This window comes from Pseudoalteromonas sp. TAP-3C, assembly GCF_059888565.1.
Genome location: NZ_CM187618.1, coordinates 3,150,148 through 3,168,100 on the forward strand (window position 1 = coordinate 3,150,148; position 17,953 = coordinate 3,168,100).

Consider the following 17,953-nt stretch of genomic DNA (forward strand, 5'->3'; position numbering starts at 1 on the left):
TTTAACCAACTAAGACTCGTTTTTACTTTTAAATCACAGATATAAAGATTATTGTATCCGTGCCTGGAAGCACATTGCCTCATCGGATGAGTTTTATAAATCAGCATTTAATGCGTATTTGGTTGGTAATTGCAAATGATGTTCCATGATTCCATGGCTATAGCACAAGAAAAAATGACAAAAGTATGTATGTTTTTAGAGCATCATGTTTTGCCTCCTACCCCATTGAACTTTCAAGTTGTATATACCTACATTAGTAAAATCCATTTTGCGCTTAATAATGCCATTGATGATGCGATAGATGCCCATCAAAATATTGATGAGTTATTTGTTGAACAGCTCTATTTTGAATATTTAAATCAGGGGCATAAAACCGAAGTAGCCATGATTGAAAACGTCAATGGGGTGATCAATTCACTGTCTCGAAACGCACAACAAACAGAAAAAAAGCTAAACGAGTTTGCCGGTCATGTTAATGACTGTATGCACGCTCTCGATGAAAATAATATTGCCAACAGCCGTTTTGCTTTACAAAGACTTAATGAACAAACTCAGCTATTACTAACGCAACAAACACAATTTAAGCTACAACTAAGTCAGGCAAAAAAATTACATGAGGCAACTAAAAAACAGCTTAACACCTTACGCAAACAACACATTATTGATCCGCAAACCGGCTTATACAAACGCCACTATTTAACTAAACAAACACAATTATGGTTAAAACAAGATAAATCCATTTCAGCTATTTCTATTCAAATTAATAATTTAGAGCATTTTATTATAAACTTTGGCGACGTGATTGGTGAGGTAATCTTAAACAAAGTGGCCAAACAGGTGCAAAAGTATGTTTCTCAAAGTGGCCTAGCTGGGCGCTCGGCAAAAAATCAGTTTATTGTCTTACTGGCAGATATAGAGCCTGAAACAGCCAAACTTATAGCAGAGAAAGTAACAAGTGGCGTTGAGAAACTGCGCTTTATAAGCTCAAAAAACGATTTAAAACTCCCCCAAATCTCGCTATCATTAGGGATTATTGAACAGCAACAAGGCGACTTTAACCAGCTTGTTAAACGTGCCTCAAACGTGGCTTTTAAATCACCCACATCTCAGTAAACTGTTCGCCGATCACACAATAAAATTAACTGATAAATCATATTCAAATTGCACCTTTGGTGTACAATCAAGTACACTAGTCTTTATTATCACGATAGAGATTAATCATGAACGAGAACCCTGAAAAGACCACGCATTTTGGCTACAAAACTGTTGCAGAAACCGAAAAAGCGTCTATGGTTGCCGATGTATTTCATTCTGTTGCGACAAAGTATGACGTAATGAATGATCTCATGTCTTTTGGTATTCACCGTTTATGGAAACGTCAAACTATAGCCAGCTCTGGCATCCGAAAAGGCCATCATGTATTAGACTTAGCCGGTGGTACGGGCGACTTAACTGCAAAGTTTAGCCAGCTTGTTGGCGACACCGGTCAAGTGGTTTTAGGTGATATAAACTCTTCAATGCTAAAAGTAGGTCGCGAAAAACTTCATAATTTAGGCTTAGTAAGCAACATTGATTACGTACAAATGAACGCTGAAGCACTGCCTTTTCCAGATAATAGCTTTGATTTAATAACAATTGCCTTTGGTCTGCGTAATGTAACCGACCAAAACAAAGCGCTGCGCTCTATGTACCGTATTTTAAAACCTGGCGGGCGCTTATTAATTCTTGAGTTTTCAAAACCAGAGCAAGAATTGCTAAGCAAAGCGTATGACTTTTACTCGTTCAATATTTTACCTACTATGGGTAAGTTGGTTGCTAACGACAGTGAATCCTATCAGTACTTAGCTGAATCAATTCGCATGCACCCCGATCAAGAAACACTCAAAGCAATGATGATCGAAGCAGGGTTTGAACAAACCAGTTATCAAAACCTAACCGGTGGCATTGTTGCACTTCATCGTGGTTTTAAATACTAAGGCTGGTAATTTATGTCGCTTGAAGAACACAGTAAAAAACAATCGACTGCAAGCAATTTTTTTATGTTACCGAGCTTAGTGCTGTCGCTAATTGAGCAAGTATTAAACAAAACGCTTAAATTAGACCCGCGCTTAATCGATAAACTAAAAACGGTAGAAAATCAGCGCCTTTTAATTGAAATTAGAGACTGGCAGCAAAAAATAACTATTACCTATGCCAATCAGCAACTCCATCTGTACACCGCATTAGAGGGCGCCGACGCTGATTGTATGATCAGTGCTGATATAAATACGTTATTAGCGCTTAAAAACCCAGCCATGCTAACCCAACTTATCCGTCAAGATAAGCTAGATTTGCAAGGGGATTTAAACATAGCTCAACACTACAGCGGCGCATTTTCAAGCTTAGATATTGATTGGCCTGAACAATTAGCAAAGCATATAGGCGATGCCCCAGCACAGCAGCTTTACCTACACTTACAATCACTCAAGCAGCAAGGCAAGAAAGCGAAATCTCAACTCGACAGCGCCTTTATTAGTGCTTGCCAAGACGAATTAGCAATCACCATTCACCCATTAGAACTTGAGCAATTTAAACAACAAAATAGAGCCCTAAAAAGCCAAGTCGCCGCCATTGAACAACGTATTAACGCCCTAATTAAAGCCCTTTAACGAGCTAAGGATCTTTTGTGTCAACTGCCAGATTGTATTACATCACTAAAACCCTGCTTAGTTACGGACTTGATGAGCTGATACCTAAACACAAAGTACCTTGGTTCGCTAAAGTTGTGCGTGGCAGCCTGTTTTGGTTACGCAATCAACACCAAGATAAACCCCCTGGCTTACGACTTCGTTTAGCACTACAACAACTTGGCCCAGTGTGGATTAAATTTGGCCAAATGCTATCAACCCGTCGCGACTTATTACCGTATGACATTGCTTTAGAGCTCGCCTTTTTACAAGATCAGGTAGAACCATTTGAAGGTGAACTCGCACAACAAATCATAGAAAAAGCATTAGAAATAGACGATATTAGCCAGCTATTTAGTGAATTTTCACAAACACCACTGGCATCCGCCTCAATTGCTCAAGTTCATACTGCAACGCTTATTGACGCGCAAGGTAAGTCACAAAACGTAGTTATTAAAGTTATTCGTCCTAATATTGAGCAACAAATTAATGCTGACCTAGCGTTAATGGAGAAATTAGCGAAGGTCGTTGCTAAATTAATTAATGAAGCCAAACGCTTACGCCCTGTAGAGGTGGTTAAAGAATACAAAAAAACATTACTCGACGAACTCGATTTAATGCGTGAAGGCGCTAACGGTATTCAGTTAAAGCGTAATTTTGAAGGCTCAGAATCGCTTTATATCCCCACGGTTTACAGCGATTACAGCCGCAACAATGTGTTGGTTATGGAGCGTATTTACGGGATCCCAGTGTCAGATACTGACGCACTAATGGCACAAAATACCAATATGAAATTATTGGCAGAGCGCGGTGTAGAAGTATTTTTTACCCAAGTGTTCCGAGATAGTTTTTTTCATGCTGACATGCACCCGGGCAATATTTTTGTGTCTCGCGAAAACCCACATAATCCTAAATACATAGGCATTGACTGCGGTATTGTTGGCACGCTTAACAAAGAAGATAAACGCTACTTAGCAGAAAACTTTATTGCTTTTTTTAATCGCGACTATCGCCAAGTAGCGCAGCTGCACGTTGATTCAGGGTGGGTGCCAGCCGATACCAGTATTGAAGAGTTTGAATTTGCTATACGTACCGTCTGTGAGCCTATTTTTAATAAGCCTCTGGCGGAAATTTCTTTTGGTCACGTACTGGTTAACTTATTTAACACGGCTCGTCGCTTTAATATGCAAGTACAACCGCAGTTAGTACTATTACAAAAAACCTTGCTGTATGTTGAAGGCTTAGGCCGTCAGCTCTATCCTCAACTTGATCTGTGGAAAACAGCAAAACCATTTTTAGAAGACTGGGTTAAACAACAAATGGGGCCGCTGTCGGTGCTAAAGCAAATGTATGCAAACTTACCGTTTTGGGCAGAAAAAATGCCTGAGTTGCCCGACTTAATTTATCAAAATTTAAAACGTACACAGCATACTCAAACGCCTACAGCAGGAGCTTCACATAAGCCATTGGTTTTAGGGCTTTTTAGTAGTGCCGCAATGATAGTTTCCGCCTTATTTTATTTACAAAGCAACTTAGTGCCCGCAGGCATTGGCCTAAGCTGCGCTGTGATTGGCTTTATCGTGGCTTGGCGCCACGCATAAACTAAGTGCTATTTGCCGCTGCGGGCGTATAATCAGAGTTAACTTAATATTTTATAGCTTTAAAGCAGGAGAAAACCATGGGGTTTGGTGGTATTAGTATTTGGCAATTATTAATTGTACTGGCGATCATTGTACTTTTATTTGGTACAAAAAAGCTTCGCGGTATTGGCGGTGATTTAGGTGGCGCAGTTAAAGGCTTTAAAAAAGCTATGTCTGATGATAAAAATGCTGAAAAACAAGCGGACGAAAATAAAACTGAACACATTCAAAAATCAGCAGAATCAACCCCCGTCGATTCAAGTGCAACTGAAAAAACTAAAGACAACAACAAGGTTTAACCAGCATGGGAATGTGGGAACTTGTTGTAGTATTTATTGTTGGCTTAGTGGTACTAGGTCCTGAGCGTTTACCTGTTGCTATAAGAACGGTAAGTCGCTGGATTAAAACCGCAAAAGCTATGGCCAACTCAGTAAAAGCTGAGGTGAGTGAAGAATTGCGCGTACACGAACTACACGAAAACCTGAAAAAAGCAGAACAACAAGGCCTCAAAAATCTTAGTCCTGATTTACAAAACTCGGTCTCTGAGTTGCAACAAGCTGCGCAATCAGTTACTCACAGCTATAAAAAAGATCACACGCAAACAACTAATAATCAACAAACAGATGACTCAAAGTGAACTTAACATTCTCTTATTTATACTTAATTCATGGTATAAAAAATAATGACTGAGGACGTGAAATCAGGGTTAATTGCGCATTTAATCGAGCTGCGCAACCGACTGATTAAATCATTATTAAGTATTTTAGTGATTTTTATTGGCCTCGTTTATTTTGCGAACGATATTTATACCTTTGTAGCGGCTCCCTTGGTGGCTCATTTACCTAGTACGGCCACTATGATTGCAACCGATGTCACCGCGCCCTTTTTCGCACCGTTTAAATTAACGCTGTTTGTGGCTTTATTTGCGGCGATACCTTGGATTTTACATCAAATCTGGGGGTTTATTGCCCCTGGTTTATATCAACATGAAAAAAAAATGTTAATGCCGATATTGGCGTCCAGCATCATCTTATTTTATAGTGGTATCGCTTTTTGTTATTTTGTGGTGCTGCCGATTATTTTAGGGTTTTTCACTAGTGTAGGGCCACAAATGATGACCCTAGCACCAGATATAACGAGTTACTTAGGTTTTGTATTAAAACTATTTTTTGCGTTTGGTATCGCATTTGAAATTCCAGTTGCAATTATGTTGCTCTGTTGGAGTGGTGCAACGACCACGCAAAGCCTTAAAGAGAAACGCCCCTACATTGTGGTTGGTGTGTTTGTCGTAGCGATGTTTTTAACACCACCTGATGTACTTTCACAAACTTTATTAGCATTACCCATGCTGCTTTTATTTGAGCTTGGTTTAATTTTAGCGAAATTTTATACCGCAAAACCACAACAAGAATCTGAGGAATAATATGAACAAGTCGTTATTGTCTTTACTGGCATTATTAAGCGCACCGGTGCTTGCCGTCACACCTATTAATGAGCAAGCTTTACAAGCCTGTAGTTTTATTGAAAACGATTTTAACCGTTTGCTATGTTACGACAACACCATTGCGGGGAAGTCGTTAGCTCAACCAACAGGTGACCACAGCAGCAACCCACCCGTACAAGCAAGCAAAAAAAATGAATCTAACGTTGTAACAGCACCGGTGGCCGCCAAAAAACAAGAATTTGGCTTAGAGCATAAAAATATTACTGAAAATAGTGATGAATCGATTAGCTCAACCATTTCATCACTGGAAAAAGCACCCTATGGCGAGCTGATTATTACGTTAGAAAATAATCAGCAATGGCGCCAAATTGGTTCAGATAGCTTAAGATTAGATGAAGGTGATACCGTCATTATTAGTCGCGGTGTATTTAACTCGTTTTTGCTTAAAAAATCTGATCAAAACCGCTCCATTCGTGTAAAACGTACTCAGTAATGCAGTACGAGTTAATTGATGCTGGCGTAAATTTAACTAATCATCAGTTTGATGGTCAGCATCAAGATGTACTCACAAGAGCAAAAGAGGCGGGCGTTAGTCGCATGCTTTTTATTGGCTGCGATATTAGCAAAAGTGAGGAGTCATTAGCACTTGCTACACGCTATAATCAATATACTACCGCCGGTATTCACCCTCATGATGCTAAAACAGCAACCTCTGAGCTTGAGCAACAACTCACTACCCTAGCCCAAAATGAGCAAGTAATTGCCATTGGTGAATGCGGCCTAGATTACAATCGCGACTTTTCTCCTAGAGATGTACAACGTGCTGTTTTGCGTCGCCAGCTCGCTATTGCTGAAAAACTAGACCTGCCTGTTTATTTACATGAACGTGATGCTAGTGACGATATGCTCACTATTTTACAAGAATTTAAAGTGCGTGGTGTACTGCATTGTTTTACCGGTGATGAAAAGGCGCTTGTTAGTTATTTAAACCTAGGGCTTTATATTGGTATTACCGGCTGGGTATGTGACGAACGACGCGGTAAAGCGCTACAAAAATTAATCCCAAGCATTCCTATTGAACGTTTATTAATAGAAACTGATGCCCCATTTTTGATTCCGCGTACGGTTAAACCTAAGCCAAAATCAAGGCGCAATGAGCCAGCACTGCTGCATTATATTTGTGACACGCTTGCTCAGCTTTACGGTATTGCAGCAAATCAACTGGCAAAACACAGCACTGAAAACTTTAATCGTTTATTTAGCTTAGAGACAAAGTAATGCGAACGCTTGGCACTTTGATGGCTACACTCGTGATGTTTTTTACATCCTACTTGCCTGCAAATGCAATCGAGATAAATAGTGAATTTAGCTCAAAAGAAATAACCTCAATTTATTATTCGTTTACCCCAACTTCATTAGAAAATGCACGACAAAGCAACTTACAAAACTGGCATAAACTCACTAATAGGCCACTTAGCTTAGGCTTTGAGTCTCGCCCTTTATGGATTCAATTTAAGATTAAAAATCATCTTAATCAATTATTAACGCCCGTTTTGTTATTAAACAATCCGCTATTAAATGATGTGTCTCTTGCTCACTTTATGGGTGAAACATTACTCACAACCACTGATATGGGCAATACATTAGCATTATCAAAAAGAGCGATAAAAAGCGAATCGTTATTGGTCACGCTGACACTTCCCGCAAATAGCGAAACCACAGTATTTATTAAGGTAAATAATAGCGCGGGTATTGGACTTCGTGTGCCTTTAACGTTGTGGCAGCAAGATGCGCTACTTGCCCATAAAAGTATGATGAATTTACTCTATGGATTACTCATAGGATTTATTTTTTCACTGGCGGTAAGTAGTCTGATTTTATTTGCTTTTACACGTAAACGTTATTTTGCCTCTGCGGGTGTTATCACTGCCATGCTCAGCCTATTTTTAGCTTATTTAGGGGGAGTTGGCTTTCGTTATACACCGCCTAATTTAGCAGCTTTACACCAATTAATGCTGCCTATTTCACTTACTTTAATTACGCTATTTTTTCTACCTTTACAGCGTCAAGTGTGCAAACCCATCACATCTAAATGGTTAACAGGGCAAACCGCTATTACTGCGCTATATACGCTAATAATTGCACTTATATGGTTACTACCTACTGCAAATATGACTTTATTTACCATTTTAAGTGTACCCGTTATTCTTAGTTATCATATAATAACAACGCTAATTTATCTTCGTCAGCAACCTACCCCCCCCAATAAAGGGCTATTGTTCGCCCTCGTATTCTTTCTAATTGTAGTTATACATTTTGCAATGATACTAACTGGTTTATACACAGTCACTAGGGTTAGTTTAATAATCACTTTTGCAGCATGCTTAGGTTGCTCTTTTTGTTTAAGCTACACCGTAATAAAACTATTTATATTACAACGCGATGAGCAAGTCACAACACAGCAAGCATTGATTGCAAAAAATGCAGCACAAGATGCGTTGTTAAATGAGCGACTTAAGCTGCAAGAAATTACCCGTGAAGAGCTTGAAAGCCAAGTCGAGGAACGCACGTTTGAATTACAGGTCACGCTTAGAGAGCTAGAAGATAAAAACCGTGAGCTCGAACAATTGAACATAGAAGATGCTTTAACAGGAATAAAAAACAGACGCTTTTTCGATAAAAAATTAATCATGGAAGTACGTCGCTCACGTCGTGAGCAAACACCACTAAGTATTATTATGCTCGATATCGATAAATTTAAACCAATCAATGATACTTTTGGGCACTTGGTAGGCGATCAAGTCATTAAAATTGTCTCTGAGATAATGAAAAAACAACTAAATCGCCCGCTTGACGAAGTAGCACGTTATGGTGGAGAGGAATTTGTGATCTTACTACCCAGCACCAGCAATGATGGTGCAATTGCTATTGCAGAGCAAGTTCGTCAAGCCATTGAACATGAAACCATTAACGTTGCAGGAAATACCATCGACTTTACTATTAGTGCAGGTGTTTATACTCAAATTGCTGATGATATAAACCATCCAGAAATATTTACTGAGTGTGCCGACAAGGCGCTTTATTTAGCAAAACAACATGGCCGCAATCAAGTGGTTAACTTTTCAACTCATAGTAGGAGCGTATAACTTATGGCCCAATCTGGTCTAGACCTTTTCCCGTATACTCGCATGCGTAGAATGCGCCGCAATGATTTTTCTCGCCGCCTTATGGCTGAAAACCAGCTAAGTGTTAATGATCTAATTTACCCTGTTTTTGTGCTTGAAGGTAAAAACCGCCGTGAAAGCATTGATTCTATGCCAGGCATTGAGCGTTTATCCATTGATTTATTGCTTGAAGAAGCTAAAGAATTAGTCGATTTAGGCGTGCCTGCAATCGCTATTTTCCCTGTTACGCCTGCAGATAAAAAATCATTATTCGCCGAAGAAGCTTATAACGATGACGGCTTAGCGCAAAGAACAGTCCGTGCATTAAAAGACACTTTTCCAGAGCTTGGGGTGATCACTGATGTGGCACTTGACCCATTTACTACTCACGGACAAGACGGCATTATTGACGATAATGGCTATGTAATAAACGACGTAACCACTGAGATATTAGTTAAACAAGCCTTATCTCATGCCGCAGCTGGGGCTGATGTTGTTGCCCCATCAGACATGATGGATGGCCGTATTGGCGCAATTCGCGAAGCCCTTGAAGCCGATGGCTTTATTCACACGCGTATTATGGCTTACTCAGCCAAATATGCATCAAGCTACTACGGTCCATTTAGAGATGCAGTCGGTTCAGCGGGAAACTTAAAAGGTACGGATAAAAAAACCTACCAAATGGACCCGGCTAACTCTGATGAAGCGATTCGTGAAGTCGCCCTTGATCTGCAAGAGGGCGCCGACATGGTAATGGTTAAGCCGGGTATGCCGTACCTTGATATAGTACGCCGTGTGAAAGACGAATTTGGTGTGCCTACCTTTGCTTATCAGGTAAGTGGTGAATATGCGATGCATAAAGCCGCTATTGATAACGGCTGGCTGAGCGAAGAAGCCACTATTATGGAATCTTTATTAGCATTTAAGCGGGCGGGGGCAGATGGCATTCTGACTTACTTTGCAAAGCAAGCTGCTCGGTATTTAAATAAAGTATAAAAAAGGGCTTTACAGCCCTTTTTTATACTTAAACTCTTATATTGTTAACATTTTGTATTCTATTTGTCATTATTTTTCCTTACACTAAGCGTCCCATTAGGGAAACAAAAACACGGGAAAAATAATAATGTTAAAAACAAAAATAACACCTTTAGCACTTATATTTGCGAGTCTTAGTACGCCAGCTTATGCTGATTTAATTATCTCTGAATATGTTGAAGGCAGTAGTAATAATAAAGCAATAGAATTGTATAACACGTCAACAAATGAAATTTCGCTTGATGGTTATAGCCTAAGTTTGTATTCAAATGGCAGTGACAATGCCAATAATACGATTAGTTTATCGGGTCAACTTGGTGCTAATGCTACTTATGTCATTGTTAATGCAAATGCAAACGCTGAACTAAAAGAAAAAGCCAATATAACCAGTGCGGTTACTAATTTTAATGGCGATGACACCCTCGTACTAACCCAAAACACCCTGGTAATAGATAGCTTTGGACAAGTTGGATTTCGTCCAGACGGCGGGCAGTGGTCACTTGACGGTGTCGCAACAAAAGATAAAACATTACGCCGCAAACTCACTATAACCAATGGACGAACAGATGCCACCGCTGAATTTAATCCAAGTGAGCAATGGTTACAATTTCAAAAAGATGATTTTAGTGGTTTAGGCTTTCACGCAGACAGTACCGACCCAGCACCTGAGCCTGAACCAGGCACGCCACTTGAATGTGGCACACAAAGAACACTTATTAACGACATTCAAGGTGACGGCAATGCCAGTCCACTCGTTAATACCGTGGTTGAGTTTGAAGGGGTTGTGACTGCAGACCTGCAAGAAGATGACCAGTTAAAAGGGTTTTTTGTTACTTCTTTAGCGGCTGATATTGATAATAACCCACTCACTTCAGAAGGTGTATTCGTCTATTATGCTACAACCAATGTAACTGTTGGCGATCATGTGCGCGTTAAAGGAAGTGTTGCAGAATACTTTGATGCCACACAAATTGGTGATGTTAGTCAAATCGCGGTGTGCGGTACTGGCGTATCGACCACGCCAACACTGATATCATTGCCAGTGGAAAATATTAATGATTTAGAAGCCTACGAAGGTATGCTTATCAATTTAAATCAGCCTTTAATTGTGACTAACAACTTTGGATTAGGTCGCTACGGTGAATTAGAGCTTGCTACTGAGCGTTTGTACCAAGGCACTCAAATAGCTTTACCTGGTGAAGCGGCAAACGCAGTTGAAGCTGAGAACGTGAAGAAAAAAATCTTACTTGACGATGGCTCTACCAAGCAAAACAGAGATCCCATTGCCTATCCAGTACCAGGCTTGACGGCTGAAAACACATTACGCACGGGTGATACTGTAAACACAGTTACGGGTGTATTAGGTTACAGCTTTAGTACTTATCGCATTCATCCTACAGTGATACCGCAATTTATTGCCTCAAATCCACGCAAAGATGCGCCTGAGCTTGCTCCAGAAGCTGATTTACGTGTTGCCAGCTTTAATGTCCTTAATTACTTTAATGGTGATGGCCAAGGCGGTGGATTTCCAACCAGTCGAGGTGCTGATAGCGACGTTGAGTTTACTCGCCAACAAGCAAAATTAGTCAGCGCTATCAGTGCTATGCAAGCCGATGTAATTGGTTTAATGGAGATTGAAAATGACGGCTTTGGCGAATTTAGTGCCGTTGCAAGCTTAGTCAAAGCACTGAATGACGCCGATACGCAAAATCAATATGCATTCGTAGATTTTGGTGTTGATAAAATTGGCACTGATGCCATCACTACCGCACTTATTTATCGTGCTGATAAAGTGCAGCAAGTGGGCACGGCGGCGATTACAACTGACGCGCCTTTTGACTACAGCAATCGTGCACCCATTGCGCAAAGCTTTAAATCCTTAGAAACAGAAGAGGTATTTACTGTTGCCGTTGCTCACCTAAAATCTAAAGGTGGTTGTGGTAGTGCAACGGGTGGTAATGCAGACCAAAACGACGGCCAAGCATGTTGGAACGAAATTCGAACAGCTGGCGCAAATGCATTTGCTGATTGGCTAAATGGTAAACCCACCGGTGTTGATGATGAAGATATCATTTTAATTGGCGACATGAATGCGTATGCAATGGAAGATCCTATCCGTGCATTAGCTGATAAAGGCTTTAAAAATGCGGTTGCTGAGCTTGATGGCAACACCTTAGGTTACTCTTATAGTTTTTCTGGCCGAGCGGGTAGTTTAGATCACGCCCTAGCCAGTCCAAGCTTATTAGCAAAAGTAGTCAGTGCAACCGATTGGCACATAAATGCTGATGAACCTATCTCGCTTGATTATAACCTTGAGTTTAAGACTGATGCTCAACAATCAAGCTTGTATGCACAAGGTCCATACAGAGCGTCAGATCACGACCCTGTTATTGTTGATATTCGCTCTACCGTAGTCGCCCCAGAGCCGGAACCAGAACCTGAAGTTATTATTGGTGAAATTAATAATATTGGCGGGTGGTTTTGGTGGAAAAGCTACAGCTTTGAAATCCCTCAAGGTTATGACGAGCTAACGGTTAGCCTTGATGGCGGTTGGGGTGATGCAAACTTGTTTGTGCGCCATAAAAGAAACCCGACTATTTTCAAAAAAGACTGTGCTTCAATAAGCTTCGGTAATAGTGAAAGCTGTTCATTTACTAATCCTAACGAAGGAAAATGGCGAGTACGTGTAAACGGCGCTATCCCTTTTGGTAATGTAAAGCTCACTTATAAAGCAACCAAGTATGTTGATTAACTAGTTAATAATTAAATCTCACTAGCAGATTAAAAGCTCAATGCCGCAATCTGCTACATACTGGTAACAACCCAAAAGCCGCATCTGCGGCTTTTTTATTTTATATACAAATGTAATTCAGACAAGCTTCAGCAAGCGGTACTTATGATCTATACAAGAATTGATATTGTCGATACCTGATTTAAAGTAACGTTAACACAGCTTACTCTTCAAAAAGTCAAAATACATCATTGCAACTGAGACAGACGTTAATCTTAGCCGTAAACATATTTTTTATTAAGGATTTAAAACTGAGAGATCCCCACGAATTTAGCCTAAATTATCAATTTGTATAGTCAGAAGTGACAACTGGCTATACACATAAATAATGAACTGCCCATCAGGCTCATACCTAGGATCATCAACCACTTCTTTGCCAAGATAAATATAGGACAATACTCGTCGTTTTTTCTCTGTATTCGCTTGTAATGCCGCATCCCCTTGTTGTGCCGACACGGTGTACCCTATGCACCATAAGACAAACAACATTAACGCCGCTATGAGCAATAAATTATCAAACCTTTCTGCGCTTCTTGAATTTGCAAAGGCTAAACTAATGCCAAGTTTTGCATTCTTAGTGTCTCTGAAACTTTCTTCTATTTGCATACGTTGTTTATATAAAGTCACAATCCGTTGAGGCTTATCTGTAAATTGTGTAGGTAAATTAAACACAAGTAGCCAAGGCTCTTTGGCCTTTTGTTGTTGGTATTTAACCGTTGTACATTGAGATTGCCCACCCCGTTTTTTGATTTTTTTACGTCCCTTGTTTTTCCCTCTAAACAAAACACCTTGGCACGCGAAACGAACTGTTTTTCCGTAGTAAATCTGTGTCAGAAGGTGTGGTTTATCTGTTGCTTGCTCAAACCATGATTTACAATTTCGCCATGTCTCAAGGTCGCTAGATAAGGTCACATTGCCTCTGACGCGCCCAAGCCAATACCAGCCTTTATCTTCTATGGCTTTAAACCATGGCGTTCTAAAAATAGCATCAGATAAAATAATAGGCTGACAATCTGCAGGTAAACACTGTGCCAAGCTATCGAGTAAGTGTTGATGAGCCGCTTCGGTATTTAATTCGCTTTCAGGATACACTTTTTCATAGAGCGTTAACGCTCTTCCCCCCATTGGTATGCTTGCCCTGAGCACTTGAAATATTTCGCCGCCATTAATAGGTGACCAGTCAACGATAATAAGTGGGTGTTGTTGCTGGCCTACTAAGCATTCGGTCATATGTTCATAGAAACAAAGACGTTCTTGATGCAGGTTAGCATTACCAATCAAACGGTCTGCGCGTTTAATATCATGTTTTTTATCGGTATTAGAAAATGATTTTAATCCGCGGCCTAGGTAAGTGACAGTAACGCGCTGGTCACGCAAGCCTGAGTTAACAAACGTAAAGACTGTATTTAAACGTGTTTTATGAATTTCAGGGTAGGCAATGGCAATATCTTTGTGTAATATTTCGGTGGCTTTCATGATTATGAGTGAGTTTTTTTATAGTGAAAAAATTTGATCACAAATAATCATGAGAGTCTACCATTAATTTTTATTTTGTGGGGATTCGTCAGGATTTAAAATGAAAGAGCGCATCCATCTTATATTTACTTGTAAAAGGGGTGTTAAAAAACCTTTGTTTAGTATGTTGATGGTTTTTTCACTTCTGGGGACTAATGGTGCCATTGCTGCAACTTCGCTTGAAGCGGCAATACCACAAAGCAGTTTATTTAATGTGATAAGTGCACGCGCTAAAAAACTTGCTGAGCAAGATTACATTGCACCTAAAGAGATACAATTAGAAGCGCTTAATAATATTGATTATCAAGACTACCGTTCAATCCGCTTCAAGCAAGAGCAATCGGTATGGAAAGATGAAGGGCTTTATGAGCTACAATTATTTCACCCCGGTTTTTTATATAAAACGCCAGTCAAAATCAATATTGTTGATCAAGATGCAAAACGCAGTCACCTAGCATTTAGCACAGCGTTTTATCAATATGATGGAACAGCTGCACACCTAAAAGATGAAATAGCAAAAAGTATTAAAGGTACACAACTAGGACATGCTGGTTTTAGGCTACATTACCCGCTAAATAACGATGACTATAAAGATGAGATCATGGTGTTTCAGGGCGCTTCTTATTTTCGCCTAGTTGGACCTAATCAAGTTTATGGCTTATCAGCACGGGGATTGGCGATTGATACTGCGCAAACATCTGGTGAAGAGTTTCCTTTATTCAAAGAATTTTGGTTAGTAAAACCAACACCAGAGCAAACCAATATTACTATTTTTGCTTTACTTGATAGTCCCTCCGTTGCCGGGGCATATAAGTTTGAAGTAGACCCAAGCACACAAACACGTGTTAAAGTCGACATGCAAATATTTGCCCGTAAAGATGTTAAAAAGCTTGGTATAGCACCATTAACGAGTATGTTTTATCACGGTGAAAATAGTACTAAGTTTTTTGATGATTATCGCCCTGAAGTACATGATTCTGACGGCTTATTAACTCAATCTCAAGAAGGTAGCTGGATATGGCGTCCGCTTAATAACCCATCCCAACTCAGTGTAACCTCTTTTTCATATGAAAATCCAAAAGGTTTTGGCCTTGCCCAGCGCGACCGCGACTTTAAAAATTACTTAGATATAGAAGCGCATTATTATGACCGCCCTAGCCTTTGGATAGAGCCACAAGGTGAATGGGGCAATGGCCGTGTTGAGCTGGTTGAAATTCCAACAGACACTGAAACAAACGATAATATTGTAAGTTATTGGGTTCCTGAAAAGCCGTTCAAAGCAGGAGAAACATTAAAATTTAGCTATAAGATGACCACTTATAATGAGTATCTAAGCCAAAATAATTTGGCTAAAGTAACCAGAACGCGCATCGGCAGTGCCGCACTACCTGGTGAAGATAACCCACCACCAAAAAGCCATCGCCAGTTTACTGTTGACTTTACCGGCCCTGATATCAATCAATTATCAGCAAAATTAGCACTTAGCGCAGACCTTCAGCTTACCACCGGTGAAGCCCGCGATATTACAGTGCAAAAATTACCAAAATCATTAGGTTGGCGTGTTGCTTTTAAAGTCGCCCCCCAAGATAGTGATCCTGTAGATATGCGTTTATCGCTAAAGCTACGTAATAAAGCAGTGAGCGAGGTATGGAGCTATGTTTGGTATCCAAATGACATTAAGTAAACAAAGTACTGGCACACCCATGCCTTTTAAAGCACTTCGCGTATGGTTATTTGCTGTTGCTGCTATTGGTCTTTCCGGCTATGGCATTTCAATTATGTTTGAAATTTTAAACTCAAATGGCATGACCTTGCTTGAGTATGCATTGCTGGCACTATTTTCTATTACTTTTGCGTGGATAGTCACCGCGTTTTGTAGTGGCTGTATTGGTTTTATACTTCAGCTATTTCGTATAGATCCGCTCACACTTAGAAGAATAAAACCGATCTCCATTAACAATGAAGCACTATCACAGCAAAAAACGGCTGTGGTTATGCCTATATATAACGAAGATACGCACAGAGTGATTGCAGGCTTTGAAGTGAGCTTACAATCGTTAAAAGCGACTGGGCAATTAAAGCACTTTGATTTTTATTTACTAAGTGATACTCAAGATTCACAAATCGCGAACAATGAATTAAGCGCATGGCATGCCTTATGTGAGCGCCTTGGTGATACAGCAAAACAGGTATTTTATCGTCGGCGTGAAGATAACAAGCATCGTAAAGTGGGTAATTTAACCGACTTTTGTGAACGCTGGGGTAGCCAATACGAGCATATGATTGTATTGGATGCCGACAGCGTAATGACTGGTCAATGCATGCTAGAGCTCACTACCAGTATGCTGAATAATCCTCAAGCGGGGTTAATTCAGACTATCCCTATTCCTGTGCGCCAAGATACCTTTTTTGGACGCTTTTTACAGTTTGCTTCGATTCTTTATAGTCCAATGTTAGCTACCGGCTCTGCTTTTTGGCAGACCGATAAAGCCAATTACTGGGGGCATAATGCCATTATTCGTGTTAGTGCGTTTATTGACTGCTGTGGTTTGCCAACACTTAAGGGAAAAGCGCCCTTTGGTGGAGAAATTTTAAGCCATGATTTTGTGGAAGCGTCTCTATTACATAGCGCTAATTGGGACGTATTATTACTCGCTGATATTGAAGGCAGTTACGAAGAGGTTCCCAGTAATATATTAGATTATGCTGTACGCGACAGACGCTGGGTTCAGGGTAATATTCAACACCTAGGTTTGCTGTCATCAGCAAGACTAAAGCTAATGAGCAAACTGCACTTTTTACTGGGTGCAACTGCCTATATCTCCTCCCTCATTTGGTTATCTATGCTGGCGCTAAGCACAGTAGATGCAGTAACACGGGCATTAAATAGCGATGTTTATTTTAATCGTGCGTATCAGCTATTCCCAACGTGGCAAATAGCTAAAACAGAACTCATTGACTCATTACTTTACCTAACTATCATTATTTTATTATTGCCTAAACTCATGGGTGTAATCGTTACCCTAGTGCATAGAAAGCAACGCTTTGGTGGTGCATTAAAGCTTATTTTAGGATCTATTATTGAAACCGTTTTTGCCATTATTGTGGCACCATTGATGATGGTATTTCATGCGTATTTTGTCGTCTGCGTATTTTTAGGTAAAAAAGTAAAATGGGATGCTCAACCGCGTGAAGGCAGAATGGTGCCATGGAAAGAAGCGTTTGCTTATACGTTGTTTTCTTCGCTTGTTGCCATTGCATGGGGCAGCGTTGCTTATTACTTTACACCAGTCTTTTTTTGGTGGTTGTCTCCTATTTTAGTTGGACTGATACTCGGCGCACCGATTGTGCGTTACTCAAGTAGTATCAAGCTAGGCGTTAAGCTCAGGCAGTGGGGGATTTTTCTTTGCCCAAGTGAAGTAGATAACAATACAACATTAGTCGCACTTAAAACTCATCTCAAAGAGATAACGGTTCCAGCTGAAGGGCTTTATTCAAAAGTGATACCGCAATTACCTCAAGAGCATAAAGTGACTATGCCTATTCAGAGCTTTAGTAGTGAATCACATCGTAAAAAGTTCAAAGCACTCATCATAAAAACAGTTAATAAGCTAAATTAATATCATAATAAGTAACAAAAGGAGCAACATTTAGTTGCTCCTTTTTTATGGCTGCGCTTTTTCACTCTTAAGCTTGAT

15 protein-coding genes are annotated in these 17,953 nt (G+C 40.1%); 14 read left to right on the top strand and 1 reads right to left on the bottom strand.

Features of this window, described 5'->3' with window-relative positions; genetic code table 11:
• Window positions 1–153 precede the first annotated feature (153 nt).
• The 12 genes from AC6H44_RS14805 to AC6H44_RS14860 all read left to right on the top strand — a co-directional run bounded on the left by AC6H44_RS14805 (window position 154) and on the right by AC6H44_RS14860 (window position 12,701).
• Complete coding sequence (locus AC6H44_RS14805) at window positions 154–1,113, top strand: diguanylate cyclase domain-containing protein (RefSeq protein ID WP_500738442.1); 960 nt, start codon at window positions 154–156, stop codon at window positions 1,111–1,113.
• A gap of 107 nt (window positions 1,114–1,220) precedes the next feature.
• The gene (gene ubiE, locus AC6H44_RS14810) at window positions 1,221–1,976 is read left to right on the top strand and encodes a bifunctional demethylmenaquinone methyltransferase/2-methoxy-6-polyprenyl-1,4-benzoquinol methylase UbiE (RefSeq protein ID WP_500736431.1); all 756 of its coding nucleotides are present in this window, start codon (window positions 1,221–1,223) and stop codon (window positions 1,974–1,976) included.
• A gap of 12 nt (window positions 1,977–1,988) precedes the next feature.
• The gene (locus AC6H44_RS14815) at window positions 1,989–2,648 is read left to right on the top strand and encodes a ubiquinone biosynthesis accessory factor UbiJ (protein WP_500736433.1); all 660 of its coding nucleotides are present in this window, start codon (window positions 1,989–1,991) and stop codon (window positions 2,646–2,648) included.
• 17 nt (window positions 2,649–2,665) lie between these two features.
• Window positions 2,666–4,267: a ubiquinone biosynthesis regulatory protein kinase UbiB gene (ubiB, locus tag AC6H44_RS14820; RefSeq protein WP_500736434.1), complete on the top strand. Its 1,602-nt coding sequence runs from the start codon at window positions 2,666–2,668 to the stop codon at window positions 4,265–4,267.
• 77 nt (window positions 4,268–4,344) lie between these two features.
• Window positions 4,345–4,605 (top strand): Sec-independent protein translocase subunit TatA, encoded by a 261-nt coding sequence (gene tatA, locus AC6H44_RS14825; protein ID WP_500736435.1) that lies wholly within the window; start codon window positions 4,345–4,347, stop codon window positions 4,603–4,605.
• Window positions 4,606–4,610: 5 nt separating this feature from the next.
• Window positions 4,611–4,943, top strand: coding sequence for a Sec-independent protein translocase protein TatB (gene tatB, locus AC6H44_RS14830; protein WP_500736436.1), 333 nt, complete (start codon window positions 4,611–4,613; stop codon window positions 4,941–4,943).
• Between the two features lie 45 nt (window positions 4,944–4,988).
• Entirely contained in the window at window positions 4,989–5,729 is a 741-nt protein-coding gene (gene tatC, locus AC6H44_RS14835) for a twin-arginine translocase subunit TatC (protein WP_500736438.1), read from the top strand.
• Window position 5,730: 1 nt separating this feature from the next.
• The gene (locus tag AC6H44_RS14840; protein WP_500736440.1) at window positions 5,731–6,243 is read left to right on the top strand and encodes a hypothetical protein; all 513 of its coding nucleotides are present in this window, start codon (window positions 5,731–5,733) and stop codon (window positions 6,241–6,243) included.
• Window positions 6,243–7,028: a TatD family hydrolase gene (locus AC6H44_RS14845; protein ID WP_500736442.1), complete on the top strand. Its 786-nt coding sequence runs from the start codon at window positions 6,243–6,245 to the stop codon at window positions 7,026–7,028. Before AC6H44_RS14840 ends, AC6H44_RS14845 begins: the two co-directional genes overlap by 1 nt.
• Entirely contained in the window at window positions 7,028–8,896 is a 1,869-nt protein-coding gene (locus AC6H44_RS14850; RefSeq protein WP_500736443.1) for a sensor domain-containing diguanylate cyclase, read from the top strand. Before AC6H44_RS14845 ends, AC6H44_RS14850 begins: the two co-directional genes overlap by 1 nt.
• Window positions 8,897–8,899: 3 nt before the next feature.
• Entirely contained in the window at window positions 8,900–9,910 is a 1,011-nt protein-coding gene (gene hemB / locus AC6H44_RS14855) for a porphobilinogen synthase (RefSeq protein ID WP_500736444.1), read from the top strand.
• A 127-nt stretch (window positions 9,911–10,037) separates the two neighbouring features.
• The gene (locus tag AC6H44_RS14860) at window positions 10,038–12,701 is read left to right on the top strand and encodes an ExeM/NucH family extracellular endonuclease (protein WP_500736445.1); all 2,664 of its coding nucleotides are present in this window, start codon (window positions 10,038–10,040) and stop codon (window positions 12,699–12,701) included.
• Between the two features lie 309 nt (window positions 12,702–13,010).
• On the opposite strand, the gene AC6H44_RS14865 is transcribed toward AC6H44_RS14860, so the two are convergent.
• Window positions 13,011–14,216 carry an IS4 family transposase gene (locus tag AC6H44_RS14865; protein ID WP_500735106.1) on the bottom strand — a complete coding sequence of 402 codons (1,206 nt, stop codon included), beginning with the start codon at window positions 14,214–14,216 and terminating at the stop codon, window positions 13,011–13,013.
• A gap of 169 nt (window positions 14,217–14,385) precedes the next feature.
• On the opposite strand from AC6H44_RS14865, the gene AC6H44_RS14870 reads away from it, so the two are divergent.
• Both AC6H44_RS14870 and mdoH read left to right on the top strand, forming a co-directional pair.
• On the top strand, window positions 14,386–15,939 hold the full coding sequence (locus AC6H44_RS14870; protein ID WP_500738443.1) for a glucan biosynthesis protein G: 1,554 nt from the start codon (window positions 14,386–14,388) through the stop codon (window positions 15,937–15,939).
• Window positions 15,911–17,875: a glucans biosynthesis glucosyltransferase MdoH gene (gene mdoH / locus AC6H44_RS14875; protein WP_500736446.1), complete on the top strand. Its 1,965-nt coding sequence runs from the start codon at window positions 15,911–15,913 to the stop codon at window positions 17,873–17,875. Before AC6H44_RS14870 ends, mdoH begins: the two co-directional genes overlap by 29 nt.
• Window positions 17,876–17,953 lie beyond the last annotated feature (78 nt).